Source organism: Streptomyces sp. RKAG337 (genome assembly GCF_023701715.1).
GTDB lineage: Bacteria > Actinomycetota > Actinomycetes > Streptomycetales > Streptomycetaceae > Actinacidiphila.
In genome coordinates this window covers 382,149-408,222 of the sequence record NZ_JAJOZA010000001.1, presented here as the reverse complement: position 1 = coordinate 408,222, position 26,074 = coordinate 382,149, and the positions used below count along the sequence as shown (strand labels likewise).

Sequence of the window (26,074 nt, the reverse complement as noted above, 5' to 3'; positions counted from 1 at the left end):
CACGCACATGAGCGCACGGTGAACAGGAGGCGGGCCCATGAGCGGAACCCCCAGGCCGAGTCCCCGAGAGGGCAGACTCCGCCCGGTGTCCCTCCCGGACGTCGAACTGCGCCACCACGTAGTGCACGGCTACCGCAGGGCCTACCGGATCGCCGGGGAGGGCCCGGCGATCCTGCTCATCCACGGCATCGGCGACTCCTCCGCCACCTGGGCGGACCTCATCCCCGGCCTGGCCCGCCACAACACGGTCATCGCCCCGGACCTGCTCGGCCACGGCGCCTCGGACAAACCCCGCGCCGACTACTCGGTGGCCGCCTACGCGAACGGCATGCGGGATCTGCTCGGCGTCCTCGGCATCGAGCGGGCCACCCTGATCGGCCACTCCCTCGGCGGCGGGGTGGCGATGCAGTTCGCGTACCAGTTCCCCGAGCGCACGGAGCGGCTGGTGCTGGTCAGTACCGGTGGGGTGGGCAGGGAGGTCAACCCCGTCCTGCGCGCGGTCTCGCTGCCGGGAGCGGACCTGATGCTCTCGTTGCTCAAGCTGCCCACCATGGGCCTGCAGACCCGCGCCTTCGTCCAGTTGATGAAGTTCCTGGACACCGATCTGGGCCAGGACGCGCCCGATCTGCTCAACCTGGTCGACGCCCTGCCCGATGCGACGTCCCGCAGCGCCTTCATCAGGACCCTGCGGGCGGTGGTCGACTGGCGGGGCCAGGTGGTCACCATGCTCGACCGCTGTTATCTGGTGCGGGGCATGCCCACCATGCTGCTGTGGGGATCGCGGGACAGCGTGCTGCCGGTACGGCACGCCCATGACGCGCACAGCGCGATGCCCGGCAGCCGGCTGGAGGTCTTCGAAGGGGCGGGCCACTTCCCCTTCCACACCGATCCCATCCGCTTCCTGGCGCTCGTCGAGAACTTCATCGCGACGACCGAGCCGGGCAGTCTGAGCAGTGAGCAGTGGCGCGACCTGCTGCGAGCCGGCCGCCGCGGGGAAGCGAAGGCCGGTCCGGCGGGGAACACGGCCGACCGCCTCACCGGGCGGGAGATCAGGGAAGCGAGCGAACGCAGCGCGACCTGAAACGGTTGCCCGGTCCCGACCTTTCCGGCCGCCGCCCGCCGCCGGTACCGTTCATTCGCGCAGTTCCGCCTCGATGGCGGACGCCATGAGCTCGCGCGCGTGCGCCAGCGGGAGCGAGCCGCTCAGCCAGCGGACGCTGAGGCCCTCCAGGAGTGCGGTCAGCCGCTCGGCGGACGCGGCGTAGCCGGTGGCGGTGCCGGAAGGGCGGGCGCGGCCGAGCAGCTCGGCGATCTCCTGCACCCACTCCAGCGTGGCCTTGGCGAGGTCCTCGCGCAGCTCGGGGTCGAAGACGGCGCTGGCCCGCAACTCACCCCAGGCGGTGCTGTTCTCCCGTACGGCGGGGGTGTCCTGGAACTCCAGCAGCAGGGTCTGCCGCAACTCCTCGCGCGGATCGAGGGGTTGGGCGTCGGCCGGCCGGTCGGTGGTGTAGCGCTCGGCGCGCTCGCTGATGAACTCCAGCGTCCGGCGGAGGACCCCGGCGCGGTCGGTGAAGTGGTAGTAGATCAGCGAGGTCGACACCCCCGCCTCGGTCGCGAGTTCTTCCACGCGCAGGCCACGCACGCCACGCCGCGCGATGACGCGTGTGGCGGCTTCCAGGATTGCTGTTCGACGGTCTGCCACAGGCCAGACCCTACCGGTCCCGGCCCGTGACCCGGCTCCCTTTCCTGACCGGAACTTCAGCGACCTCGGGCTGCCTCGTACGGACCGGCCATGCCGCGAGCACCGCCGATTCTCGCGTTGCAGCGAGGTCCGGACGTCGCTCGTGGACCCTGCGTCGAACGGGCTGGAGGGTGCGACCCGGGGACCATGACTGAAGTTTCCATCAGGATGGGGACACGCCAGAGGCCCCGTCGCTCCCCGGGAATGATCAGGGGTCGGGCGGGCAGCAGTCAGGGGGAGAGTGCGGGTTGGGCAGGAGGGCCCGCGGCCCCACCATGGAACTGCGCGGCCCGTACCGACATCCCGGCGGTCTTCCCCCGTCCGCCGTGGACACCGGCCGGGCCGCGCGCGGACCAGCACCGCCCGACTGGTTCCCGGGCGTGCCCCCGCCGGGCAGCGTTTGTGAGGGCGCTGACCCGGCTCCGTCGGCCCCGCGCCCATCCCCCTCGGGCGCGGGGCCGACGCATGTCCCGAGCGGGCCCGGCAGAAGGCCCGACCCTGGATTCACACCGCTACCGGTGCCTGCTGCGGTCGGCGTCGGGCAGGTTGCACCACAGGTCGATCGTCGCGGACAGCTCCCGGGCCTGGGTGTCCGTACGGCGCTCGGCCTGCTCCGACGCCTCGGCGGCGGCATCGAGCGAGCCGAAGCCCCGCACGAGGTCGATCAGGTCCTCGACCAGGCCCGGATCCTCGTCCTCGGCACGGGCGTGCGCGTGCAGGGCTTGCAGGATGGCGAGTTCGTCGTCTTCGGCGTCCATGTGCACAGTCTGCCGTGTGGGTCTGACACTCCGTAGGTTCCGCGGGCGCGCCGGACACCGTGCCGACCGGTCCCCGGCTCCGAGCGGCCGGCGGACCACCGGTTCTTCGAGCGGACTACCGCCTGGCGGCGGCCCTGGGCGTACGCCGGGGCCGGGCCTGGGCCGGCGGCGCCGGGGGAGCGGTCTCTTCCTCGTCCTCGTCCAGATCGTCGGGCTCGTCACCCAGGTCGGCCTGCTGGAAGGGGTCGGTCGACGGGATCGGCGAGGTGTGGGCCGCGACCGGCATCGAGGGATCAGGGTTGGAGAACAGCGTGGTCATGGCACCTTCGTCGGGTTTCGCAAAACGGGGCCACCCGGAATGGACCAGACGGTGGCGATCGCGGCCTGAAAGGGCGGCCGTCTCCCACCAGCATCCCACGTGGAGCGTTCCGCGTGGGTATCCGCCGGGGCACGGGCCCGTCACCCGGTGTGTGCCACGGCTCACCGGTTCGAATGAAACCGCAGGCCAAGCGGGGGACGCGGGCCGCTTCCCGGTGATCGGCGGACCGAATGCGGATAGGACCCGTGTCCAGGAGGTCCGATCCATGGGTGCCGTTTTCCCGTGCCGCCGCGCTCAGCGCCGCAGCGGGCCCGACGCTGCCCTGGACGCCCTGCTGGCGCTCCTCACACTGGTCCTGCTGCTGGGCGGGGCGCTGTCACCGGAGCTGATGGCCGACCGGGGAGCCCGATCCACGACAGCGGTCTCGGAGCCGCTGTCCACCGCGGGCGACGAGCACCCGGACGAGGCGGCCACCACCGTACGGGCGGCCCGGGCCCAGCGGGCCGCTGAGTCGTCGCGTGCGGTACGGGACGCGACCCGCGGCGGTATCCGTCCGGCCCCGGCCGCGCTGCCGCGCCGTGACCCCGTGCCGGGCGACGGGCGCCCGGGAGCCGGCCTCCTGGGGCTGAGCTGTGTGGTTCTGCGCTGCTGACCGGTCCAGGGGCCCCTTCCCGGCCCCGCTCCGCTCCGCACGCACACCCCACTTCTCGTCCTGGAGGACCCCCATGCCCATCGACCCTTTCGCGGCCCTGAACGCCATGCTGCGCGCCGAAGTCACCCGCGCCGAAGTGACCCGCGCCGAAGTCCCGCGCTCCGAAGTCACCCGTGCCGCCGCGCCGGAGTCCGAGCCCCGGCAGCCCGCCGTCCCTGACGCGCACGACACGTACGACGCCCCCGAGCGCCCTTCCGTCGCACCCACCCCGAGTGACGGCGCCTGACCTGGGCCGTTCGATCGGGGACGGATGACCGGCGGTGACCGGGCGGCTTCGGAGGCCGGCCGGGCACCGCCGGGCGTGGCTCACCAGCCGATGCCGAGTGTCAGGGCGGTCGGCGGGTTCGCGTTGTTGAGGATCTGGACGGACGACTGGTCGTTGATGTCGTCGTACGGGAACCCGTAGGCCCGCCCTGCGCGTCCTGCGCGCGCGGGGGCGCTCGGTGCCGCGCGATGTGGCCGTCGTCGGCTTCGACGACACGGCGCGGGTGGGCGAGTACGCCGACCCGCCGCTGACGACCGTGCGGCAGGACGTCGAGGAGATGGGACGCCTGATGGCGCGGCTGCTCCTCCGCGGCCTCGCCCCCTCGCCCCCCGGCAGCGGAACGCCGGCGGAACCGTCCCCGGTCATCACCACGACCCGCCTCATCCGCCGCGTCTCGGCCTGACACCGAGCGCCTACGCCGCGTCTCCGCCTGACGCCGAGCGCTTACGCGCGTCTCGGCCTGACGCCGACCGTCTCCGGCGCGTCTCGGGACGCCTGATGGCGCGGATCTCCGCGGCCGACCGCGGGAAGCCGCTCCGACGGGCGCGTCCGTCGCCGGTTGTGACGGTTCCGCGTGGCCCTCCGGGGCCCGCGGCCCACGCCCCGGCGCTGCCGACCGCCCCGTCGGAACGCCTCGGGCAGGCGATTCGGACCGCCGTTCTGGCGGGCCGTCAGGAATTCCCGCCGCGCCGCCGCGAGGCATTTCCGCTTCAACTCTTGACGCCGACCCGATGTCCGGGCACTCTCCTGGCCATTGCTTGAGAGCGCTCTCAAGACATCACGTCCGTCCTGAAGCCATGGGAGGCTTCCATGCCCGTTGCCCGAGCCGCCAGACACGTCGCCATTCGATTCGGGGCGGTCGCACTGGCCGGGGCACTGCTCGCCGCCTGTGGATCCAGCTCTTCGGGGAGCAGTTCCGCGGACAGCGCCGACGGGGGCAAGGTCACGCTCACCGTCGACCTCTTCGGCACCTTCGGCTACAAGGAGGCCGGCCTCTACGCCGAGTACCAGAAGCTCCACCCGAATGTGACGATCAAGGAGAGCGACACCGAGAACGAGGCCGACTACTGGAAGGCGCTGCAGACCCGTCTCGCCGGCGGTGGCGGCCTCGCCGACGTGCAGGGGGTCGAGGTCGGCAGGATCGCCTCGGTGACCCGGCAGCAGGCCGACAAGTTCGAGGATCTGGGCGCTCTCGGCGCCAAGGACCTGCAGGCGCAGTTCTCGCAGTCCAAGTGGTCGGCCGCGACCGCGCCCGACGGGCGGGTGCTGGGTCTCGGTACCGACACCGGACCCGAGGCGCTCTGCTACCGCTCCGACCTGTTCAAGGCCGCCGGGCTGCCCACCGACCGGGTCGAGCTCGCGAAGCAGTGGGCGACCTGGGACGGCTATCTCGCGCTGGGCAAGCAGTACGCCGCCAAGGCACCGGCCAAGAGCCACTGGATGGACAGCATCGCCAGCCTCTACTCGGTGATGGTCGGACAGCAGAAGGAGCGCTACTACGACGCGTCCGGCAAGCTGATCTACGACTCCAACCCCGCCGTGAAGGCGGCCTGGAACGCCTCGGTGAAGGCAGCCCAGGACGGTCTGAGCGCCAAGCTCGCCCAGTGGGCCCCCGAGTGGAACCAGGCCTTCAGTAGCGGCTCCTTCGCCACCATCGCCTGCCCCGCCTGGATGCTGGGCTACATCAAGGGCCAGGCCGCCGACGCCGGCAAGGGCAAGTGGGACGTCGCGGCCCTGCCGGGCGGCGCGGGCAACTGGGGCGGCTCGTACCTGTCGATCCCCAAGGGTGCCAAGCACACCAAGGAGGCCTTCGTCTTCATCAAGTGGATCACCGCCAAGGAGCAGCAGGCCAAGCTCTTCACCAAACAGGGCAGCTTTCCCTCCAACCTCGGTGCGATCGACCTGGTGAAGGACGTGAAGGACCCCTACTTCAGCGACGCGCCCATCGGCACGGTCTTCGGCACGGCGGCCGAGCAGGCGCCGGTCCAGGTGCCGGGGCTGCGCGACAACGATGTGAACACCCAGATCACCAACGCCCTGGGTGAGGTCGAGCGCAAGGGCACCTCGTCCGACGAGGCCTGGAGCCACGCGCAGAAGGGCGTGAAGAACGCCCTCGGCTGACCCGGACGGCCTGACGTGCCGGGTCCGGACGCATCCACCTCCCGACGCCCGCGCCCGGACCCGGCGCACCACCACCCCGTCGCCGTCACCCGCTCCCCGGTACGACAGCACCGTCCCCGGTACGACAGCACCGTTCCCCGATACGAAGGCCTGGCACATGACCGTGTCCGTCGATACGCCGCCCGCCCGGACGGCACCCCCGCCACGGCCCCGCGCCGAGCGTCGCACCCGGCTGCTGCGCGGGGTGTCGCCGTATGTCTACATAGCCCCGTTCTTCACCCTCTTCGCCGCCTTCGGGCTCTTCCCGCTGATCTACACCGCGTATGTCTCGCTGTACCGGGTCGAGCTGCAGACCCCGGACCAGATGGAGTGGCGCGGCCTCGACAACTACACCGCGCTGCTGAGCGACAGCTACTTCTGGACCGCGCTGCGCAACACCTTCAGCATCGGCGTCCTCTCCACCGTGCCGCAGCTGCTGATGGCCCTGGGGCTGGCCCATCTCCTCAACTACAAGCTGCGCGGCCGGACGTTCCTGCGGGTCGCGGTGCTGCTGCCGTACGCGACGTCCGTCGCGGCGGCGACCCTGGTCTTCGCCCAGCTCTTCGGCCGCGACTTCGGTCTGATCAACTGGGCTCTCGGACTGGTCGGCTTCTCGCCGGTCGACTGGCAGTCCGGCACGGTGGCCTCGCAGATCGCCGTGTCCACCATCGTCACCTGGCGCTGGACCGGCTACAACGCGCTCATCTATCTCGCGGGCATGCAGTCCATCCCCTGCGAACTGTACGAGGCCGCGCAGATCGACGGGGCGTCGCGCTGGCGGCAGTTCCTGCATGTGACGCTGCCCGGGCTGCGTCCGACCATCCTGTTCACCGTCGTCGTCTCGACGATCGGCGCGACGCAGCTGTTCGGCGAGCCGCTGCTGTTCGAGGGCAGCATCTCCGGCGGTATCTCGCACCAGTACCAGACGCTGGGCCTCTACATGTACGAGCAGGGCTGGGGCTACTTCCACCTCGGCCGCGCCGCGGCCATCGCCTGGATCATGTTCGTCCTCATCCTGCTGCTGGTCAGCGTCAACGCCGCCGTCGCCCGCCGGCGCACCCGTAAGGAGGCCGGCCGATGACCTCACTCACCGCACCCGCGCGCCGCCCAGGTTCCGAGGACGACCAGGACCGCCCGGCCGCCGGACGGCGCGGGCTCGCACGGCGCCACCGGTCCACCGGCGCCGGCCGCCAGCACCACGCGGGCCGGCTCGCCTACGCGATCCTCATCGTCGCCGCGCTGCTCTCCGCCTTCCCGTTCTACTGGACCATCGTCGCGGCGACCCGGTCCAACGCCGAACTGGCCCAGAGCCCGCCCTCGTTGCTGCCGGGGCCGAACCTGATGCACAACTTCCAGCAGGTGCTGGACCAGGCGGACATCGGCAAGGCGCTGCTCAACTCCTTCATCGTGTCGGGCTCGGTGACCGTCGGAACCGTGCTGTGCTCGACGCTCGCCGGTTTCGCCTTCGCCAAGCTGCGCTTCCGGGGCCGCAACCCGCTGCTCGCGATCACCGTCGGCACGATGATGATCCCGCCGCAGCTGGGCGTCATCCCGCTGTTCATGCTGATCGCCAAGTTGCACTGGATCAATCAGCTGCAGGCGGTGATCCTGCCCGGCCTCGTCTCGGCGTTCGGGGTGTTCTTCATGCGGCAGTACCTGGTGCAGGCGCTGCCGGACGAGCTCATCGAGGCCGGCCGGGTGGACGGCGCGTCCACCGCGCGGATCTTCTGGAGCATCGTCGTGCCCATCGCCCGGCCCGGGATGGCGGTGCTCGGCATGCTGACCTTCATGGCCTCCTGGAACGAGTTCTTCTGGCCGGTCATCGCCCTCACCTCCCAGGAGCCCACCGTGCAGGTCGCGCTGCGCCAGCTGGGCGGCGGATACGTGCACGACCAGTCGGTGATCATGGCCGGCACGCTGCTCGGCACCCTCCCCGTACTGCTGGTCTTCGGGCTGCTGGGACGGCAGATCGTCGGCGGCATCATGCACGGCGCCGTCAAGGGGTGAGCCGCCCACCGCCGCTGCCCCCTGCTCCGCTCCGTGCCACCACCCCGAATCCTCACGACCGTGTTGGGAGATTTTCCTGATGACCGCCATCGACGCGCGCCCGGAAGCCGCCACCGCCCTCACCTTCCCTCCGGGTTTCCGATGGGGCGCGGCCACCGCCGCCTACCAGATCGAAGGCGCGGCCCGGGAGGACGGCCGCACCCCGTCCATCTGGGACACCTTCAGCCACACCCCTGGCAGGGTCCGCAACGGCGACACCGGTGACATCGCCGCCGACCACTTCCACCGGATGCCGGAGGACGTCGCCCTGATGTCCGGCCTCGGCCTGACCGACTACCGGCTGTCGGTGTCGTGGCCGCGCGTCCAGCCCACCGGGCGCGGCCCCGCCCTGCAGAAGGGCCTGGACTTCTACCGCTCCCTCGTCGACGAGTTGCTGGGCAAGGGCATCCGGCCCGTCCTGACGCTGTACCACTGGGACCTGCCGCAGGAGCTGGAGGACGCGGGCGGCTGGCCGGTCCGCGAGACCGCCGAGCGGTTCGCCGACTACACGGCGATCGTCGCCGGCGCCCTCGGCGACCGGGTGCCGACCTGGACGACCCTCAACGAGCCCTGGTGCAGTGCCTTCCTGGGGTACGCGGAGGGCGTGCACGCGCCGGGCCGCGCCGAGCCCACCGCCGCGCTGCGCGCCGCGCACCATCTGAACCTCGCGCACGGCCGGGCCGTCGGAGTACTGCGGGACCTGCTGCCGCCGACGGCGGAGGTCTCCCTCACGCTCAACCTCGCCGCGGTCCGGCCGCTGACCCGGTCGGCGGCAGACCTGGACGCGGCACGCCGTATCGACGCGCTCGCCAACCGGGTCTTCCTCGACCCGGTGTTCCACGGCAGCTACCCCCAGGACCTGCTCGACGACACCGCCGCGCTCACCGACTGGCACTTCGTACGCGACGGTGACCTCGCCGCGATCTCCCGGCCGCTCGACTCGCTCGGCCTGAACTACTACACCCCCACCGTCGTCGCCGCAGGCACCAGCGCCATCCCGTCGGCCTGGCCGGGGGCCGAGAAGCACGCCCGCTTCGTGGCCGCCCCGGGCCCGCGTACCGCCATGGACTGGCCGGTGGACGCGAGCGGGCTGCACGAGATCCTCACCCGGCTGCGCGCGGAACTGCCCGACGTGCCCGTCCTCATCACGGAGAACGGCGCCGCGTACGACGACTACCGGGACCCGTCGGGCGACGTCCACGACCCCGAGCGCATCTCCTATCTGAGCGCCCACCTCGCCGCCGTCCACCGGGCCATCGCGGAAGGCGCGGACATCCGCGGCTTCTTCCTCTGGTCGCTGCTGGACAACTTCGAGTGGGCGTACGGATACAGCAAGCGTTTCGGCATTGTGCACGTCGACTTCGCCAGCCAGCAGCGCACCCTGAAGGACAGCGCGCGATGGTATGCCGAGGTCATCCGCGCCGGCGGGCTGCCGGCCGACGGGGACGAGGAGGCATCGGCAGCCCGCTGACGCGGGGCCGCGCGGGGCAGAACGGCGTGAACTACCTGCCGTAGACGGCCACGAAGTCACGCGTCGCCTTGACGTAGTAGCGGTCCGCCGGGTTTTCGAAGTCGAGGAGATTGGTGGGGATGGGGTTGGCCGGGTCGCGGCTGCCGTTGTAGGCCATGAAGGAGGGCCAGGCGCGGTTCATGTCCAGCGGCATGGCGCGGACCGCGCCGGCCCGCTGCATCAGATCCGCCAGCGTGCGGGCGGTCAGCGCCTGTCCGACGACCATGATGATGTCGCCCGAGGAGGTGACCCCGACACCGGACCGCTCCACGTACATCCTGCTCTGGTCGGTGACGCCCCACTTGGCGTCGTTGCCGATGTCCGGTACGACCTGGCCGCTGTCGACCATCAGCTCCAGGCACTGCCGGACGCCGACGACGTCCGGAGTCATGGAGACGTCGCGGCCCCACACTCCGATCCTGATGGAGCCGTCGCGGTAGAAGACCTCGGAGGCGGCGCCGTCCCGCAGCTCACCGGCGGTCCTGCCGTTGAGGTAGAAGCCGCCGTTGGACCCGCCGTCGGTGACCCGGAAGCCACCGTTCCAGGTCGCGACGAGTCCGGTCCGCTGGCCAGGGGGAATGGTCGGCGGAACGGAGAAGGTGCCGCCAGGCTCGCGGAAGCCCGGGTGGAGCTGGAAGCGCGCGTGCTTCGCGCTGATCCAGGCGATCGCCGCCTGGTACGAGGTGTGCGCGTCGTCGGGGCGCACATAGGTCGCCTGCACGATCGGCAGCCCGTGGGAGCTGGCGACCGCGCGCCAGACGCCCTCGCCCGGCAGCCCCGGGCTGACGACGGGCTCCATCGGCTCGCGCAGCGGCAGCCCGGGCTGATGGACGGTCGCGGGAGTGGTCGCCTTCATGCGGGCCAGCGCGTCGGGCGGCAGGGTGCCGCCGACCTCCGGCGGGTCGAGCTGGTACTGGAGGTCCTCCAGCTTGTCGACGACCACGCCCATCCGGTGGTCGCGGCTCCATTCGGCGAGCCGCGCCATCACGCTGTCCTTGCCCGGGTAGGTGAGGGCCTGCCCCACCGACCAGCCCACCGTGCCGACGCACACCAGCCCGACGGCGAGGCCGCCCCGGGTGACGGCCTGTCTCCGGCGCAGCTGGGCGGGCGTCAGATCCCGCCGGTGCTTCCACGGCAGCAGACGCCGTCGCCTGCCACCGTTCTCGGCCACGTCGTCACCGGCGATGCCACCGTGCTCCGCCGTTTCGTGGAGGTCCGTGATCTGTCCGCCCGCCCCTTGCGTCATGACGCTCCTTCTCCCGGCCGTTCCGTGCGGATTGCGTCACGCCGGAACAGTCACGTTATGAGTAATTTAATACGCTTTAACCCTTCGCCGGTCGGCCTAACCGCAACGGCGGGGAGAAACACCCGCCCGCCCGCGACGGGCCACGATCGGCCCAGTCACGAAGTGCCCTGACCCGGCGTCATCCGATGGGCGCCGCGGGCTCTGACCACGACCTTCTCCGGGGCCGGCACGAACATCGCACAACCACTGGCACAGAGTGTGTACGGACCACTACTCTGAGCGCCTGAACGGCAGGGACGTGATCATCAAGAGGGCCACATGACCTACCCGGAACCCACCATGCCGCGAGACGACTTCAACGACCGGACCCCGTCCGACCACCTCGACGGGTTACTTGCCCGCGCGGGGCGGCCGGCACCGGTCACCGCGGCACTGCTCGCGCGGCTGCGCACCGCCATCGTGCACCGCACCGAGCTGGTCTCGAACCGCTACAGCAGGGAGCCCGGCCGGCTGCTCAGCCGCCGCACCCTGCGGCATGACTTCCTGCTGCCGGACGGCACGACACCCGTCCTCTGGGAACTGGAGCACGACACCGGCCCCCGCGAACACCTGGTCCACGAGGTGTTCGCGGACGAGCCGGCGCTGCTCTCGGCCGAGCTGGCGGTGGACATCCGGTTCGGCGACCTGGAGCACAGCCGCGCACTCGGGGACCCGCAGGAAAGCCGGCCCGATCTGCACTTCGCCCCGTCCGTCACGCGCCGCCGGCGGAGGTACGAGGCGGCCAACTCCGCCGACCACGCGGTACGGCTGCTGCGCCGGGCGGTCAACCCCGACCTCCCCGGCGAAACGGTCCGCCTGCGGGTGCTCTCCGCCGTTGGCCACGACATAGCGTTCGCGGGCAACAACAGCAGGATGATCGAGGAGCGCTGCGCCGGCTGGACCCTGTACGAGCACGCGTTCCTGCTCCCGGGCGGCGAGGAGATCAGCCTCTGGGAGGTGGACCACTCGATGACGCCGGACCGGCACCCGGTCTGCGAGGTCTACGACCGCAGGGACACGGCCCGCGACTCGGCGGAGCGGCGCCTCGAATCCCTCTGACCCCGGAGCCGGACGGGACTTGAAGACACGACCTAGCGGGCGGGCTCCTCCTCCTGGTCGACGAAGAAACTGTCGTGCCGGACCAGGAAGTCCGCGAACTCCTGGCCGCCGCGCCGCGCCATCTCCGCGACCCGCTCGAAGTACTCCTCGCGCGGAGCGCCGGGGGCGAAGAGCAGCAGCATGGACGAGGGCTCGTCGGAGTCGTTCTTGAAGGCGTGCAGCCCGCCGACCGGGACGTACAGGAAGTCTCCGGCGCCCGCGGTGATCCACTTCTCACCGTTGTACAGGCCCACTTCGCCGGAGAGCACGAAGAAGGACTCCGAGATCGACTTGTGGAAGTGGGTGCTCGGCCCGGGCGACTTCGGCCCCATGTCGACCTTGTAGAGCCCGAACTCACCCCCGGTGGTGGCGTGGGTCGCGAGGTAGTGGGTGCGGTTCCCCGAGGGGGAGGTCAGGTCCGCCTCGGTGTCCGAGGGCCGGAACACCGCGTTGATCTCACCCTTGTCCCCGAGGTAGCGGGGCTCCGGGTACGACATGGTCAGCTCCTTCGAGAGTGGATCACAGCATTGTCACCCCGGAGTCCGCGGCTCCGCGGCCGGATCGCCGCATCCTCCCCACCCGGAAACGCGAGTGCCGCCGGGAGCGTCAGGACTCCCGGCGGCACTCGCGTCCAGCTGACCGGCTCTCTGCTCCTTACGGGTTCTGGACGATGGTGAAGGTCGAGGTGGTGTTCTTGATGTTCTGGAAGTTGTCGCTCATCCGGAGGTTGTTGAAGGTGACGGTGCCGACGGCCGGGCCCTGGCCGGGCTCGGGCAGTTCATTGGCCCAGATGCCGTAGCCGGACTTGGCGTCGAACGCGTCGCCGCTCTTGTGGGCTCCGGTGATGGAGATGTTGGTGAAGATGGTGTCCTTCACCGGGAACTGCGGCTGTCCGCCGACATAGTTCGTCTGGAACATGATGCCGCTGTACGTCGGATCCACGATGTCCACATCACTGACGCGGATGCCCTGGAAGATCTTCGAGGCCGAGAAGACCCAGATGGCCGGGAAGACCTGACTGCCCCAGAAGTGCCCGCCGGCCCGCACGATCGAGATGTTCTGCAGGTTGGTCGGGTCGGTGCCGAAGCCGTTCATCGGGTAGCCGAAGTCCAGCGAGCTGATCGTGATGCCCGAGTAGACCAGGGTGTCGGCGATGTAGATGTTCCGGAAGGTGTTGGCGAAGCCGCCGTAGACCGCGACACCTGCGGCGCGCCAGGTCAGGATCGACGTCAGGTTCTCGAAGACGTTGTTCTTCTCGTCCGCCCCGCCGGCGTCGATGGCGGAGAAGAGCGCGAAGCTGTCGTCGCCCGTCGACCTGGCCTCGATGTTGTTGAGGTGGTTGTCCGTGCTGCCGTTCGTCATGTTGATGCCGTCGGCGAACGTGTCACGGATACGGCTGTTCGTGATGGAGATGTTGTCGGTGTTGGCGCCCCAGTACAGGCACACCGTGTGCTCGTTCCAGACGTTGTCGATGGAGATGTTGGCGACGTTGGAGAAGTCGAACACCTTGCCCGGACCGTCGATCCGCGAGGTGTAGTTCCCGAAGTAGGCGAAGCCGGAGAACGAGGAGCCGTTCGCGGTGGCCTCCGCGCGGAAACCGATGTCGGTGTTGGCCTGGGTCGAGGGCGCGTTGAAGCGGGTGAACCAGGGACCGGCGCCGACCACCTTCACGGCCTTGCCGTACACCTGGAACTTGCTGGCCGTCTGGTACTCGCCCGGAGGCAGGTAGACGCCGACCAGGGTGCCCGTGGTGTCCATCCGGACCTTGTCGAGCGCGTTCTGGACGTCCTGGTGGGTGACGCCCGCCGGCACCGTGTACTTGGCGGGGTCGGGGTTGGCGATCGCCGTGGCCTGCTCGAGGTTGATGAAGTCGATCGCGTAGGTGGTGGTGTTGGCGGCGTCCTTCTGGAGCTTGATCTTCGCTCCGGCCGGGACGGTCGTCCCGAGCATGATGTTCGCCTCGTCGTAGATGTGCCGCGGGCCGCCGGCGCCGGGCGAGTTGCCGGGACCGGTCTCGTTCCCGTACAGCCAGGCGTACTTGGACGTCAGGTCGATGGCCTTGAGGAAGCTGCCGTTGACGTAGATGTCCAGGGTGGAGTTGATGCCGTCGCCGCCCGCGGCGTCCGGGATGGAGAAGCGGGTGACCAAGGTGTTGGTGCTGGCCTTGGTGGTGAACTCGACGGACGAACCGGTCGAGTTGAGGGTGACGGCCTTACGGCCCGACGCCTCGCCCGCGACGTCGCCCACGGTCCGGTTCGGTCCGACGACGGCCGCGCCACCGCCGAGGACGCCGTCCTCGGCCTCGTACATGTCGTACGGCATGTTGGCGCCGCGTCCGACGAAGAGCGACTGGGTGCTGGTGTTGTTGGCCTGCTTGACCGGCAGCTCGTTGGCGTCGTTGGCCAGGACGGTCTTGACGCTGTACTTGCCGTTGCCGGCCGTCCAGGTGCCCAGATTGACCGGGCTCGCCGTGGCGCCGGCCGCGATCGTCCCGTTGTAGGCGCCGGTCAGGGTCTTGACGACCGATCCGGACGTGGTGTCGGTGACCGTCAGGGTGATGCCGTGGGCGCCGCTCGCGGAGGCCACGGTGCCCTGGTTCTTGATGGCCACCGAGAAGGTCACCGTGTTGCCGGCCGCCGGGTTGCCCGGGGTCCAGCTGACGGGCGACGCGATCAGGTCCGAGCTGGCCACCGGCGTGACGACCAGCGGGCTCGGGCTGCTGAAGCTGTTGTTCGCCTCGTTCTGCTCGATGACGGTGTTGGCCTCGTCGACCTTGGCGCTCAGCGGGTACGAGCCCGCGTTGCGTACGCCGATGGTGGCGGAGACGGTGGCGGACGACCCGGCCGCGAGTGCGGCGACCGGCGCGGTGCCGGCGAGCGTGGTGCCGAGGTAGAGGTTGACGTTGGTCGCGCCGGCGGCCGCGGGACCGATGTTCCTGACCGTCGCGGAGAGCGTGATCGGGTCCGTCTCGACCGGCGAGGCGGGCGTGGCGGTGAGCGCCGACACCGTCAGGTCCGGGTTCGGAGCCGGCGTGCCGATCACCTGGAACTCGGCGACCTGGCCGCCGCCCGCTCCGGAGTTGGACGTGATCTTGAGCTGGACGTCGGCGACCCGTCCGCTGACCGGGATCGTCACCGTGTTGCCCGAGGCCGGGTTGAACGTGTAGACGGTCGGTGAGGTCAGGCTGGTGAAGGACGAGGAGCTCTGCTCACGTCCGAGGACCTGGATGGTCTGGGTACGCGTCGACCAGGCTCCGTCGGGGTTGAGCTTCACCACGACCGAGTTGACGTCGGCGTTGGAGCCCAGCGCGACGGTCAGCGTGTTCGGGTAGCTGCCGCCGTTCGCCTCCCAGTAGGTCGCCACGTTGTTGTCGTTCGCGTTCGTGGCGACGAAGTTCTGGATGGTGGACGAGGCGGTGATGTCCTTGCCGACCGCCAGGTTCGAGCCGCCGCCGCCGGTCCCCGTGCGGGTGACGGTGTTGCTGTTGCCCGACTCGTTGCCGGCTGCGTCCTTGGCCTTGACGTAGTAGGCCACGGTCGCGGAGTCGGGCTGGCTGTCGGTGTAGGTGAGTACGTTTCCGGCCACGCTGGTGCGCAGCACGTTGTTGGCGTACACGTCGTAGCCGGTGACGCCGACGTTGTCCGTCGAGGCGTTCCAGGTCAGCTTGATCTGGCCGGACGCCGGCTGTGTGTAGGCCAGGCTGGCCGGCGCGGTCGGCGCCTGTGTGTCACCCGTCGTCGGTCCGTAGAGCTCGAACTCGGACAGCTGGGCAGCGGGCCAGGCGGTGTTGGCGGTGATGTTCAGCCGTACGTACCGGGTGTTGATCGTGTTGAAGTCGACCGTCACCGTGTTGCCGGCGGAGGGATTGAAGACATAGCCCTTGGAAGCGGCGATGTCGGTGAAGGACGAGCCGTTGGTGCTGCCCTGTACCGACAGCGTCTGGGTCCTGGTCTCCCACCCGGCCGGCAGTTTCAGCACCAGCTGGTTCACGCCGACGGTGGCGCCCAGGTCGGCCTGGATCCACTGCGGGAAGGAGTTGTTGTTGCTCTCCCAGTAGCTGGCCTGGTTGCTGTCGTTGGCGTTGCCCGCCACGTAGGGGGAGTTGGAGCTGCTCGCCGTGATGGTCTTGGAGATGGCGAGGTTGACGGTCGAGGCCGCCGCCTCGGAGACCTGCAGTTCGGAGATCTGAGCGGCCGGTTTGGCGGTGTTCGCCGTGACGGCGACCCGGACGAAGCGGGTGTTGGCCGCCGGGAACCTGATCTTCACGGCGTTGCCCGAGCCGGGAGCGAAGACGTACTTGGCGGAGCCGACGATCGTCTCGTAACTGGTGCCGTCCGCGCTGCCCTGCACGGCGAGCGTCTGGGTGCGGCTCGACCAGCCCGCCGGGACCTTCAGGGTGACCTGGTCGATGGTCCTGCTGCGCCCGAGGTCGACCTGCGCCCACTGCGGGAGGGCGCTGCCGCTGCCCTCCCAGTACGTGGACTGGTCACCGTCGTTGAGGTTTGCGGCTGTGCCGCCACCGCTGGAGGCGCTGGCCGAGGCCGTCTTCCCCGCCACGGCGTCGGGGGCGGCCTCGGCCGCCGCGGCCCGGAGCACCGGCCCGCCGAGAAGCATCAGACTGGCCGCGAGCGAGCCCGCGACCAGCTTGGGTATCCGCTTCGATCTCACTGCGTTCCTCTATCTCTCGTCCGGAGTGTCAGGAGTGGGGGGCGAGTGAGGCCACGGCCACGCTCTCGCCGTCGAAGTTGCGGAGAACGGTGAGGAATGAACATCACCCTGCGATTAATTTGCGTTGAGTTAGCAGAGTGTTACAGACGTGCTACAGCCACGTCTACGCCCCCGCAAGATCGGCTTGTGGGTGTCCGGAACCAACTGGTCCGGCAGGGAACTGTGGGACGGTCGGGGGATGTTCGACGGATGGAATGCCGGACTCCACCCGTTGCGAGCTGCAAGTGGGCCTAATTTGCAGATCTCTTCACATATATTGCTCATCGAGCACGCTCTATTGCGTTGGTGTTTCGCCGTGGCTACGATCTGCCGCTGACCGGTCAACGGCGCGCAACCGTGCACAACGGGAGGAGTCCACATGGGGATCTCACGCCGGGTGTTCATCGGATCGGTGACGGCGGGAGTCGCCCTCGGCGCCCTGCCGGCCACCGGGACGCTCGGGGCGGCGGCCGTTGCCGCGAGCCCTCCAGGAGATGTGGTCGGGAAGATCACCGTCGGCTATCAGGGCTGGTTCGCCGCCCCCGGCGACGGAGCGCCCATCAACGGCTGGTGGCACTGGAGCCAGAACTGGTCCCAGCCGCCGTCCCCGTCCAACAACGCGATCAGGGCATGGCCCGACATGCGGGACTACACGGGCGCCTACCGGACCGCCTACGGCAACCTCGGCAACGGGCAGCCCGCGACACTCTTCTCCTCCTATGACCAGCAGACGGTCGACGCCCACTTCCTGTCGATGCGGCAGAACGGCTGCGACACCGCCGCCCTGCAGCGGTTCAACCCGAACGGCGGCGAGGGCGCGACCCGCGACGCGATGGCCGGGAAGGTCAGAACCGCGGCGGAGGCCAACGACCGCAAGTTCTACGTCATGTACGACGTCAGCGGCTGGGCGAACATGCAGCCCGAGATCAAGGCCGACTGGACCGCCAAGATGTCGGCGCTCACGTCGTCCGCCGCGTACGCGCGGCAGAACGGCAAGCCGGTCGTGGGCATCTGGGGCTTCGGCTTCGCCGACGACAACCACCCCTGGTCCCCGGCGGCCTGCCTCGACGTCGTCAACTGGTTCAAGGGCCAGGGCTGTTACGTGATGGGCGGAGTGCCGACGTACTGGCGCACCGGCGTCAACGACTCAAAACCCGGGTACCTCGACGTCTACCACGCCTTCCACATGCTCTCCCCGTGGATGGTGGGCCGCATCGGCAACGCGGGCGACTCCGACCACTTCTACGACCTGTGCACGGTGCCCGACCAGGCCGACTGCAACGCCCACGGCATCGACTACCAGCCGTGCGTGCTCCCCGGAGACGTCGGCGGACGCCAGCGGGCGCACGGCGACTTCATGTGGCGGCAGTTCTACAACGTGGTCCGGGCGGGCGCCCAGGGCATCTACATCTCGATGTTCGACGAGTACAACGAGGGCAACCAGATCGCCAAGACGGCCGAGACGTCGGCGACCGTCCCGGTCGGCTCCGGCCTGCTGGGGCTGGACGAGGACGGGACGGCCTGCTCGGCGGACTACTATCTGCGGCTCACGGCCGACGGCGGCAGGATGCTCAAGGGGCAGCTCGCGCTGACCCCGGTCCGTCCGACCGCCCCGGTCGCCGGCGGCGGGCCCCCTCCCGCCGACCCGAACCTCGCGCTGCACCGGCCGACGTCGGAGAGCAGTCACACACAGGGCTACGGCTCGGGCAACGCCGTCGACGGTGACGCCAACAGCTACTGGGAGAGCGCCAACAACGCGTTCCCGCAGTGGCTCCAGGTCGATCTCGGGGCCGCGACCGGCACCAAGCGGGTCGTCCTGTCCGTGCCGCCCGCCACCGCCTGGGGGGCCAGGACCCAGACGCTCTCCGTCCTGGGCAGCACCGACGGCTCGAACTTCGCCACGGTGGCCGGCCCGGCCGGCCACACCTTCGACCCGGCCACCGGCAACAAGGCCACCATCACCTTCCCGGCCACCGCGACCGTCCGGTACCTGCGGCTCAGCTTCACCGCCAACACGGGGTGGCCGGCCGGACAGGTCGCTGAGTTCCAGGTCTACGGGTCCTGAGAGGGGTCCTGAGGGCCGGCTGACGGCGCACTCCAGCGCGTTCACCGCGGACCGTCAGGCGAACACTCCGTCGATCCAGTTCTGCCAGGCGGCCTCGGTCCTCTTCACGCCCGGTTCGGCGTCGGCGTCCTGGCCGGTGCCGAACCGGTGCACCACGACACCGACCGTTCCGCCGAAGGCGTTCCTGCCGAAGAAGCGGTACAGCGAGTCGGCGGTGCGCAGCCCGATGAAGTACTGGTTGCGGTAGTCGAGCACGGCGTCGACCGCGTCCGGGCCGGGCAGCCCGACCCGTACCGCGGTGCCCGCCGCCGCGTCGTCGGGCAGCCCCAGCGCCCGCCCGAGCACGGTGAACGCATCGGGCGCGCCGGACGCCGCCGGGCCCTCGACGGCGGCGTAGACCGGGGTCAGCCCGGGGAAGTGCTCCAGGTACTGCCGCAGCGTGTGCAGATAGAAGTCGGTGTGCTTGTCGGCGCCGTCGTACTGGTTGTCCCAGTCGTCCACGAAGATGCCGCTGTGCACATAACGCACCCAGGCGCGGCCGCCCTCGCGCGGTTCGATGACGTGGTCCAGCTGATTGAACGTCTGGTTCTCCGCGCCCTCCGGGGTCTCCACCCGGCCGGTGAGCCGGTGCGGCGGATCCCAGGCGGTCACGGTGCCGCCGAACGGGGCCGCGCCGCCCTCGCGGTGCTCGTACTCCATCGGCCACAGCCAGCCGGCCGTCCCCTCGGTGAGCGCTTCCCAGACCTGCTCGGGGGTCGCCTGGACCTCGAACTCCCGGACGATCTCGAATTCCTTGGACATGGTGACTCCTTATACGGGCTTGTCAGTGGGTGATACGTCCGCGGCGGGCAGCGGCTCGGCCGGGCCGGCCGGCGGCATCTTGACGGTGGGGTGGACGGCGACGACCACGCGGTGGTCGCGGCCGCCCTCCGCCGACGCGTCGTGGTACTTGAGGACCAGCGCGCCGACGCCGGCCGCCAGTTCCTCGATGAACGCCGCCCGGTCGGCGGCGGAGGCGAAGCGCACCTCGCCGTCCAGTGCGAACGTCGCGAGCGGCCGGCGGGCCTTGGCCGCGCCGGTGAGCAGCGTGCCGACGTCGCGCACCAGGCGCGCGGCGACCGCGAGCAGCCAGCGGGCGGAGAGCTGGTCACGGGAGCGGGCCGGATCGGGTTGCACCGCGGCCAGCGCGAGCGGGGAGATGACGTACGACGCGGCCGTCGCGCGCATCAGCCGCTCCGTCACGTTGCCCTTCCTGCGCTCATCGACCAGCTCGATCAGGCCGTGCCGCTCCAGCGCCTTGAGGTGATAGTTCACCTTCTGACGGGGCAGCCCGACCCGGGCGGCCAGCATGGTCGCCGAGGCGGGCTCCATCAGTTCGGCGAGCAGCCGGGCCCTTATCGGCGCAAGCGAGACCTCGGCTGCCGCCGGGTCCTCGATCACTGTCACGTCCAACATGGCTCCACACTCTCACCGACAATTATTTTTGTCCAGACGTATCTTCTTGTCGGTGGAGACCATAAGCCATAGGACTGGAAGGCGTGACTGCTAGCGTTCCGCGTTATGGAACTGCGCCAGCTGGAATACCTCGTGACGGTCACCGAAGAGGCGAGTTTCACCAAGGCCGCGGCCAAGCTCCATGTGGCGCAGCCCGGGGTGAGCGCCCAGATCCGGCAGCTGGAACGCGAGCTGGGCCAGGACCTGCTGGACCGCTCGGGCCGCACGGTCCGGCCGACCGAGGTGGGCGCCGCGGTGCTGCCTTACGCGCGGGCGGCGCTCGCCGCGGTCGCCGGCGCCCGGCAGGCCGTCGAGGAGCTGACCGGGCTGGTCCGCGGGCATGTCGCGGTCGGCACCGTGACGTCGCTCGGGCAGGGCGTCGACGTGGCCGGGCTGCTGGCCGACTTCCATCACAGCCACCCGGCGGTGGAGATCGGCCTCATCGAGGACACCTCGGACAATCTGCTCCAGGCGCTGCTCACCGGGCGACTGGACGTGGCGGTCGTCAGCCTGGCGGGCGAGCTCCCGCCGGGGATCGGGGTGCAGGTCGTCGTCGACGAGCCGTTCGTCGTCGCCGTGGCCCCCGGCGATCCGCTGGCGGCCCGGACCTCGATCGCCCTCGACGCCCTCGCCGGCCGTCCCCTGATGTGCCTGCCGCGCGGCACCGGGCTGCGCACCGTGGTCGACCACGCCTGCGCCGCGGCGGGCTTCCGGCCGCGGATCGCGTTCGAGGCGGGGGATCCCACCGTCCTCGCGCAGTTCGCCATCCGGGGGCTGGGCGTGGCGATCCTGCCCGAGTCCCTCGCCCGTTCCTACCCCGGTGAACTGCACGCCGTGAACCTGAGCCGGCCGAAGCTTCGCGGACGCCTCGCGCTCGCCTGGCGCACGGAGGGGCCGGCCGGCCCGGCGGCCCGCGCCCTGGTCCGGCAGGCCCGCGCCGCACTGCCGGAGCGGACGGAGCGGACGGAGCGGACGGAGGGCGCTCCCGCCTAGACCTCGTGGCCCGCGTGGTGGCCACCCCTGTCTATGCAACTTGTTGCATAATCGGCTCGACTCGTCTAGAACTTGCGCTACGAGTTCGCGCGAGGAGGCCCCCTGATGAGCGACTACCCCCACCTGCTGAGCCCGCTGGACCTGGGCTTCACCACCCTGCCCAACCGGGTGCTGATGGGTTCGATGCACGTCGGTCTGGAGGAGGCTCCCCGCGGCTTCGAGCGGATGGCCGAGTTCTACGCCACCCGCGCCCGGGGCGGTGTCGGGCTCATGGTCACCGGCGGAATCGCCCCCAACGACGCGGGGCGCCCGTACGAGGGCGGCGCCAAGCTGACGACGGAGGCCGAGGCGGAGCAGCACACCGCGGTCACCGCGGCCGTGCACCGCGAGGGCGCGAAGATCGCGATGCAGATCCTGCACTTCGGCCGGTACGCGCACCACGCCGATCTCGTCGCGCCGAGCGCCCTCCAAGCGCCCATCAGCGGTTTCACCCCGCACGCGCTGACCGATGACGAGGTCGAGCAGACCGTCGAGGACTTCGTACGGGCGGCCGGGCTCGCGCAGCTCGCCGGCTACGACGGCGTCGAGATCATGGGGTCCGAGGGATACCTGCTCAACGAGTTCATCGCGGCGCCCACCAACCAGCGGCAGGACCGCTGGGGCGGCGAGTACCGGAACCGGATCCGTTTCCCCGTCGAGATCGTGCGCCGGGTCCGCGAGCGGGTCGGCCCGGACTTCATCCTCATCTACCGGCTCTCGATGCTCGACCTCATACCGGGCGGATCCACCCTCGCGGAAGTCATCACCCTCGCCCAGGAGATCGAGGCGGCCGGCGCGACCATCATCAACACCGGCATCGGCTGGCACGAAGCGCGGATCCCGACCATCGCGACCTCCGTACCGCGCGGCGCCTTCACCTGGGTGACGAAGAAGGTCATGGGCTCCGTGGGCATCCCCCTGGTGACCAGCAACCGCATCAACACCCCGGAGCTGGCGGAGCAGTTGCTCGCCGAGGGCTGCGCGGACATGGTCTCGCTGGCCCGCCCGCTGCTGGCCGACCCCGACTTCGTGGCCAAGGCCCGGCGCGGGCGGTCCGCCACCATCAACACCTGCATCGGGTGCAACCAGGCCTGCCTGGACCACACGTTCAGCGGGAAGATCACGTCCTGCCTGGTGAACCCCCGCGCCTGCAACGAGACCGAGCTGATCCTGCGGCCGACCAGGCTCCGCAAGAGCGTCGGAGTGGTCGGGGCCGGGCCGGCCGGACTCGCCTTCGCGGTCTCGGCGGCCGAACGCGGTCACGCGGTCACCCTCTTCGACGGCGCGACCGAGATCGGCGGACAGCTCAACATCGCCCGCAAGGTCCCGGGCAAGGAGGAGTTCAACGAGACGCTGCGCTACTACCGCGAGCAGCTGGAGCTCCACGGCGTCGACGTCCGGCTGAAGACCGCCGTCACCGTCGACACCCTCACCGCCGAGGGGTTCGACGAGATCGTGCTCGCCACCGGTGTCGTCCCCCGCACCCCGGACATCGAGGGAGTCGGCCACCCCAGCGTCCTCAGCTACCTGGACGTGCTGCGCGACGGGGCCCACGTCGGGCAGTCCGTCGCCATCCTCGGCGCCGGCGGCATCGGGTTCGACGTGGCGGAGTTCCTCAGCGACGGGGGCGACTCGGCGAGCCTCGACCCCGAGGCGTTCTTCCGCCAGTGGGGGATCGACCCCGGCTACGGGACGCGGGGCGGAGTGCGGAAGCCCGAGCGGGCCACCTCGCCGCGCAGCCTGCACCTGCTGCAGCGCAAGGAGAGCAAGGTCGGCGCGGGACTGGGCAAGACGACCGGCTGGATCCACCGCACCGAACTGCGGCACCGCGGCGTCACGATGGTCGCCGGCGCCACCTACCACCGCATCGACGACGCCGGCCTCCATGTGACGGTCGACGGCCGGAGCGAGGTCCTCGCCGTCGACACCGTCGTGCTCTGCACCGGCCAGGAGCCGCGCCGCGACCTGTACGAGGCGCTGCGCGAGGCAGGGCACTCGGCGCACCTCATCGGCGGCGCCGACGTCGCCGCCGAACTCGACGCGAAGCGCGCCATCCGCCAGGGCACCGAGCTGGCGGCGGCGCTCTGACGCCGATCCTAGGATGCCTCCCAGTACGTCCATCGTCCGGCCGGGACGCCCCGGCCGGACGACCGGGTCCCAGAGAGGTGTCGTAAGACCATGTCGCTGCCGCACGCCATCCTCACCGCCCTGCTGGAGAAGCCGTCCTCGGGGCTGGAGCTGACGCGTCGGTTCGACCGCTCGATCGGCTTCTTCTGGTCCGCCACCCACCAGCAGATCTACCGCGAGCTGGGAAAGCTGGAGCAGGGCGGCCTCATCCACGCGCTCGCCCAGTCGCCGTCCCGGGGCCAGAGGCGCGAGTACGAGGTGCTGCCCGCGGGCCGTGCGGAACTGACCACCTGGGTGGCCACCAGTCAGGACCCCAAGCCGATCCGCGACGCCCTGCTGCTGCGCCTGCGCGCGGCGGCGGTCGTCGGCCGGGACGGCCTCGAACCCGAGCTGGAACGGCATCTCGCGGACCACCGGCGGCAGTTGGCCGAGTACACGGCGATCGAGGAGCGCGACTTCGCCGCCGGGAACCCGAGTGGTGAGGACCGGCTGCGGCATCTGGTGCTGCGCGCCGGGATCGGGCTGGAGACGTTCTGGATCGAGTGGCTCACCGAAGCCCTGGCGGAGTTCCGCCGGCCGGGCGCCGTGGACGAGGTCGACGCGGGCTGACGTTACGACGCGCTGATGTCGCGACGGGCTGACGTTACGACGCGCCGATCCCGCCTCCGATGATCCACGTTGATGTCGCGACGGGACGGGTGCCCGACCCGCTACTCCTTCGGCCGGCCGGCCGTCTGCGGGTTCAAGTGCCGGGCCAGTACGTCCAGGGCATCGGTGACCTCCTGAACGCGGCGCGGGTCGTCGGCGCCGAGCATCGCGATGAGCGCGCTCTCGATCGTCGTGGCCCGGACCTGCTCCACCCGGGCCGAGATCTCGGGCGCCTGGCGGACGAGCAGGCGGCGGCGGTCGGCCGGGTCGGCCGAGGTGACCACCGAGCCCGCCTCCTTCAGCCTTGCCACGGCGTTGGAGACCTGGCTCTGCGGCAGACCGGTGCGCGCGGAGATCTCGCCGATGGCGCTGTCCGGATGGGTGGCGATGTCGCTCGCCACGACGAGCACCGAGCGGACGCTGCCGGCGTGGGTGCCGCCGCCCGCCGGTTCCGGCATGGCCTCCTCGCCGATCTTCATCAGGGTGCGTCCCAGCAGGAACAGCTCGACTCCGTTCATGCGACCAAGATACATCGCCATCGATACATCTTTCTTGATGCATTGGTCTTGATGCATCGAAAAAGATGGAATATCGTCGGGGCAGGGCGCGGGAGACACCGGGCCGTGGACGGACGGAAGGCCTTCGATCATGCGCAAGTGGCACGGGAACCCCTGGGCGGTCCTCCTGACGCTCTCCCTCGGTTTCTTCATGACACTGCTGGACCTGACGATCGTGAACATCGCCATCCCGGAGATGATCGACGGGCTCGGCGCCTCCCTCGACCAGACGCTCTGGGTGGTCAGCGGCTACGCCCTGGTCCTGGCGGTCCTCCTGATCACCGCAGGCCGGCTCGGCGACCTGCGCGGGCCGCGCAATCTGTTCGCGGCGGGACTCGCGGTCTTCACCCTGGCCAGCATCGCTTGCGGGCTGGCGCCGAACGCCGGGGCGCTGATCGCGGCCCGAGCCGTCCAGGGGCTGGGCGCGGCCCTGCTGATACCTCAGACGATGACCCTGATCGTCTCGGTCTTCCCCGCCGCACGGCGCGGTACCGCGATGGGGATCTGGGGCACCGTCGCCGGTCTGGGCACCCTGTCGGGACCCACACTGGGCGGAGTCCTGGTCTCCACCGTCGGCTGGCGCTGGATCTTCCTGGTCAACGTGCCCATCGGGGTGGCCGCCCTCGCGCTGACCTTCCTCGTCGTGCCCGACATCCGCTCCGGGCGGGGGCATCGCTTCGACCTGACAGGTGTTCTGATCGCCACCGCGGCGCTGTTCTCGCTGGCGTTCGGCCTCCAGGAGGGCGAGCACTACCACTGGGGTACGGGTATCCGGGCGCTGCTGGCCGCCGGAGTCGCACTGACCGTGGCCTTTCTGCTGCACCAGCGCCGCCACCAGGACCGTGAGCCGCTGGTGCCGTTCGCCCTCTTCCGCGACCGCAACTTCACCGTGCTGACCGTGCTGGTCGGACTGGTGTCGATGGCGATGATCGGCCTGGTGCTGCCCTTCAACCTCTATCTGCAGTCGGTGCTGCACCTGAGCGCCGTCAAGGCGGGTCTGGTGCTGGCCCCCTCCTCGGCGGTGTCGATGGTGGTGGGGCCGTTCGCGGGGCGGCTCTCGGACCGGATCGGCGGCAAATACCTGCTGATGTCGGGTCTGGTGATGTACGCGGCGGGGATGCTCTCGATCGTGCTGATCGCCGGTCCCGCCACCCCCTGGTACGCGTTCGTCCCGGCGACGATCGGCACGGGCCTCGGCGTCGGCTGCGTGATCGCCCCGATGTCCACCGAGGCGATGCGCAATGTCGATCCCCGGCTCGCCGGAGCGGCTTCCGGCGTCAACAACACGATCCGTCAGATCGGCTCCGTCATCGGGGCGGCGACCGTCGGCGGCCTGCTCCAGAGCCGGCTCGCCGCGGAGCTCCACGCGGGCAGGACGTACGCCGACGCCTTCATCGCCACCCTGCACGTCACCGCGGTCCTGCCGATCACGGCGGTGCTGGCGGGTGCCCTCGCCTGCCTGCTGGTGCGGAACCACAGCGGGGCCGCTGTTCCGGCGCCCGTGGTGCCGGTCCCGGCGGTCGGCCGATGATCCGGGGCGGGGGCGAGGG

At 70.3% G+C, this 26,074-nt stretch carries 22 protein-coding genes and 1 pseudogene; 14 read left to right on the top strand and 9 right to left on the bottom strand.

Annotated elements, in window-relative coordinates; all coding sequences use genetic code 11:
- Positions 1–37: 37 nt before the first annotated feature.
- Complete coding sequence (locus LNW73_RS01830) at positions 38–1,081, top strand: alpha/beta fold hydrolase (RefSeq protein WP_250988577.1); 1,044 nt, start codon at positions 38–40, stop codon at positions 1,079–1,081.
- A 51-nt stretch (positions 1,082–1,132) separates the two neighbouring features.
- Here LNW73_RS01830 and LNW73_RS01825 read toward each other — a convergent pair whose 3' ends face one another.
- From LNW73_RS01825 to LNW73_RS01815, 3 genes are all read right to left on the bottom strand, one after another.
- A complete protein-coding gene (locus tag LNW73_RS01825) occupies positions 1,133–1,702 on the bottom strand; it encodes a TetR/AcrR family transcriptional regulator (protein ID WP_250988576.1) in 570 nt (189 codons plus the stop codon).
- Positions 1,703–2,253: 551 nt separating this feature from the next.
- The gene (locus LNW73_RS01820) at positions 2,254–2,499 is read right to left on the bottom strand and encodes a hypothetical protein (protein ID WP_250988575.1); all 246 of its coding nucleotides are present in this window, start codon (positions 2,497–2,499) and stop codon (positions 2,254–2,256) included.
- Positions 2,500–2,614: 115 nt separating this feature from the next.
- A complete protein-coding gene (locus tag LNW73_RS01815; RefSeq protein WP_250979052.1) occupies positions 2,615–2,818 on the bottom strand; it encodes a hypothetical protein in 204 nt (67 codons plus the stop codon).
- Between the two features lie 265 nt (positions 2,819–3,083).
- Here LNW73_RS01815 and LNW73_RS01810 point away from each other — a divergent pair, with 265 nt between their 5' ends.
- The 7 genes and pseudogenes from LNW73_RS01810 to LNW73_RS01780 all read left to right on the top strand — a co-directional run bounded on the left by LNW73_RS01810 (position 3,084) and on the right by LNW73_RS01780 (position 9,472).
- Positions 3,084–3,470 (top strand): hypothetical protein, encoded by a 387-nt coding sequence (locus tag LNW73_RS01810; RefSeq protein ID WP_250988574.1) that lies wholly within the window; start codon positions 3,084–3,086, stop codon positions 3,468–3,470.
- Positions 3,471–3,543: 73 nt separating this feature from the next.
- Complete coding sequence (locus tag LNW73_RS01805; RefSeq protein WP_250988573.1) at positions 3,544–3,756, top strand: hypothetical protein; 213 nt, start codon at positions 3,544–3,546, stop codon at positions 3,754–3,756.
- 184 nt (positions 3,757–3,940) lie between these two features.
- Positions 3,941–4,198: pseudogene (locus LNW73_RS01800) on the top strand (substrate-binding domain-containing protein); the annotation flags it as partial.
- A gap of 407 nt (positions 4,199–4,605) precedes the next feature.
- A complete protein-coding gene (locus LNW73_RS01795) occupies positions 4,606–5,916 on the top strand; it encodes an ABC transporter substrate-binding protein (RefSeq protein ID WP_250988572.1) in 1,311 nt (436 codons plus the stop codon).
- 157 nt (positions 5,917–6,073) lie between these two features.
- The gene (locus LNW73_RS01790; protein ID WP_250988571.1) at positions 6,074–7,036 is read left to right on the top strand and encodes a carbohydrate ABC transporter permease; all 963 of its coding nucleotides are present in this window, start codon (positions 6,074–6,076) and stop codon (positions 7,034–7,036) included.
- Positions 7,033–7,962, top strand: coding sequence for a carbohydrate ABC transporter permease (locus LNW73_RS01785; protein WP_250988570.1), 930 nt, complete (start codon positions 7,033–7,035; stop codon positions 7,960–7,962). The genes LNW73_RS01790 and LNW73_RS01785 overlap by 4 nt, the downstream gene beginning before the upstream one ends.
- 79 nt (positions 7,963–8,041) lie before the next feature.
- Positions 8,042–9,472, top strand: coding sequence for a GH1 family beta-glucosidase (locus tag LNW73_RS01780; RefSeq protein ID WP_250988569.1), 1,431 nt, complete (start codon positions 8,042–8,044; stop codon positions 9,470–9,472).
- A 31-nt stretch (positions 9,473–9,503) separates the two neighbouring features.
- On the opposite strand, the gene LNW73_RS01775 is transcribed toward LNW73_RS01780, so the two are convergent.
- Positions 9,504–10,757: a phosphodiester glycosidase family protein gene (locus LNW73_RS01775; RefSeq protein ID WP_250988568.1), complete on the bottom strand. Its 1,254-nt coding sequence runs from the start codon at positions 10,755–10,757 to the stop codon at positions 9,504–9,506.
- Between the two features lie 318 nt (positions 10,758–11,075).
- On the opposite strand from LNW73_RS01775, the gene LNW73_RS01770 reads away from it, so the two are divergent.
- A complete protein-coding gene (locus tag LNW73_RS01770; RefSeq protein WP_250988567.1) occupies positions 11,076–11,855 on the top strand; it encodes a DUF6227 family protein in 780 nt (259 codons plus the stop codon).
- A gap of 32 nt (positions 11,856–11,887) precedes the next feature.
- Here LNW73_RS01770 and LNW73_RS01765 read toward each other — a convergent pair whose 3' ends face one another.
- Both LNW73_RS01765 and LNW73_RS01760 read right to left on the bottom strand, forming a co-directional pair.
- Complete coding sequence (locus LNW73_RS01765; RefSeq protein ID WP_250988566.1) at positions 11,888–12,391, bottom strand: cupin domain-containing protein; 504 nt, start codon at positions 12,389–12,391, stop codon at positions 11,888–11,890.
- Between the two features lie 157 nt (positions 12,392–12,548).
- Positions 12,549–16,508, bottom strand: coding sequence for a discoidin domain-containing protein (locus tag LNW73_RS01760; RefSeq protein WP_285392193.1), 3,960 nt, complete (start codon positions 16,506–16,508; stop codon positions 12,549–12,551).
- Positions 16,509–16,980: 472 nt separating this feature from the next.
- Between LNW73_RS01760 and LNW73_RS01755 the strand changes: the two genes are divergently transcribed.
- On the top strand, positions 16,981–18,666 hold the full coding sequence (locus LNW73_RS01755) for a discoidin domain-containing protein (RefSeq protein WP_250988564.1): 1,686 nt from the start codon (positions 16,981–16,983) through the stop codon (positions 18,664–18,666).
- Between the two features lie 54 nt (positions 18,667–18,720).
- Here the strand turns inward: LNW73_RS01755 and LNW73_RS01750 are convergent, their stop codons facing one another.
- Entirely contained in the window at positions 18,721–19,467 is a 747-nt protein-coding gene (locus tag LNW73_RS01750; protein ID WP_250988563.1) for an SRPBCC family protein, read from the bottom strand.
- A 9-nt stretch (positions 19,468–19,476) separates the two neighbouring features.
- The gene (locus LNW73_RS01745) at positions 19,477–20,121 is read right to left on the bottom strand and encodes an ArsR/SmtB family transcription factor (protein WP_250979065.1); all 645 of its coding nucleotides are present in this window, start codon (positions 20,119–20,121) and stop codon (positions 19,477–19,479) included.
- 105 nt (positions 20,122–20,226) lie between these two features.
- On the opposite strand from LNW73_RS01745, the gene LNW73_RS01740 reads away from it, so the two are divergent.
- From LNW73_RS01740 to LNW73_RS01730, 3 genes are all read left to right on the top strand, one after another.
- Positions 20,227–21,153, top strand: a complete 927-nt coding sequence (locus tag LNW73_RS01740; RefSeq protein ID WP_250988562.1) for a LysR family transcriptional regulator — start codon at positions 20,227–20,229, stop codon at positions 21,151–21,153.
- A 105-nt stretch (positions 21,154–21,258) separates the two neighbouring features.
- The gene (locus LNW73_RS01735) at positions 21,259–23,280 is read left to right on the top strand and encodes an oxidoreductase (protein WP_250988561.1); all 2,022 of its coding nucleotides are present in this window, start codon (positions 21,259–21,261) and stop codon (positions 23,278–23,280) included.
- Between the two features lie 90 nt (positions 23,281–23,370).
- Complete coding sequence (locus LNW73_RS01730; RefSeq protein ID WP_250988560.1) at positions 23,371–23,928, top strand: PadR family transcriptional regulator; 558 nt, start codon at positions 23,371–23,373, stop codon at positions 23,926–23,928.
- A gap of 101 nt (positions 23,929–24,029) precedes the next feature.
- On the opposite strand, the gene LNW73_RS01725 is transcribed toward LNW73_RS01730, so the two are convergent.
- Complete coding sequence (locus tag LNW73_RS01725) at positions 24,030–24,485, bottom strand: MarR family transcriptional regulator (protein WP_250988559.1); 456 nt, start codon at positions 24,483–24,485, stop codon at positions 24,030–24,032.
- Between the two features lie 130 nt (positions 24,486–24,615).
- Between LNW73_RS01725 and LNW73_RS01720 the strand changes: the two genes are divergently transcribed.
- Positions 24,616–26,055 carry a DHA2 family efflux MFS transporter permease subunit gene (locus LNW73_RS01720; RefSeq protein WP_250988558.1) on the top strand — a complete coding sequence of 480 codons (1,440 nt, stop codon included), beginning with the start codon at positions 24,616–24,618 and terminating at the stop codon, positions 26,053–26,055.
- The last annotated feature ends 19 nt before the right edge of the window (positions 26,056–26,074 follow it).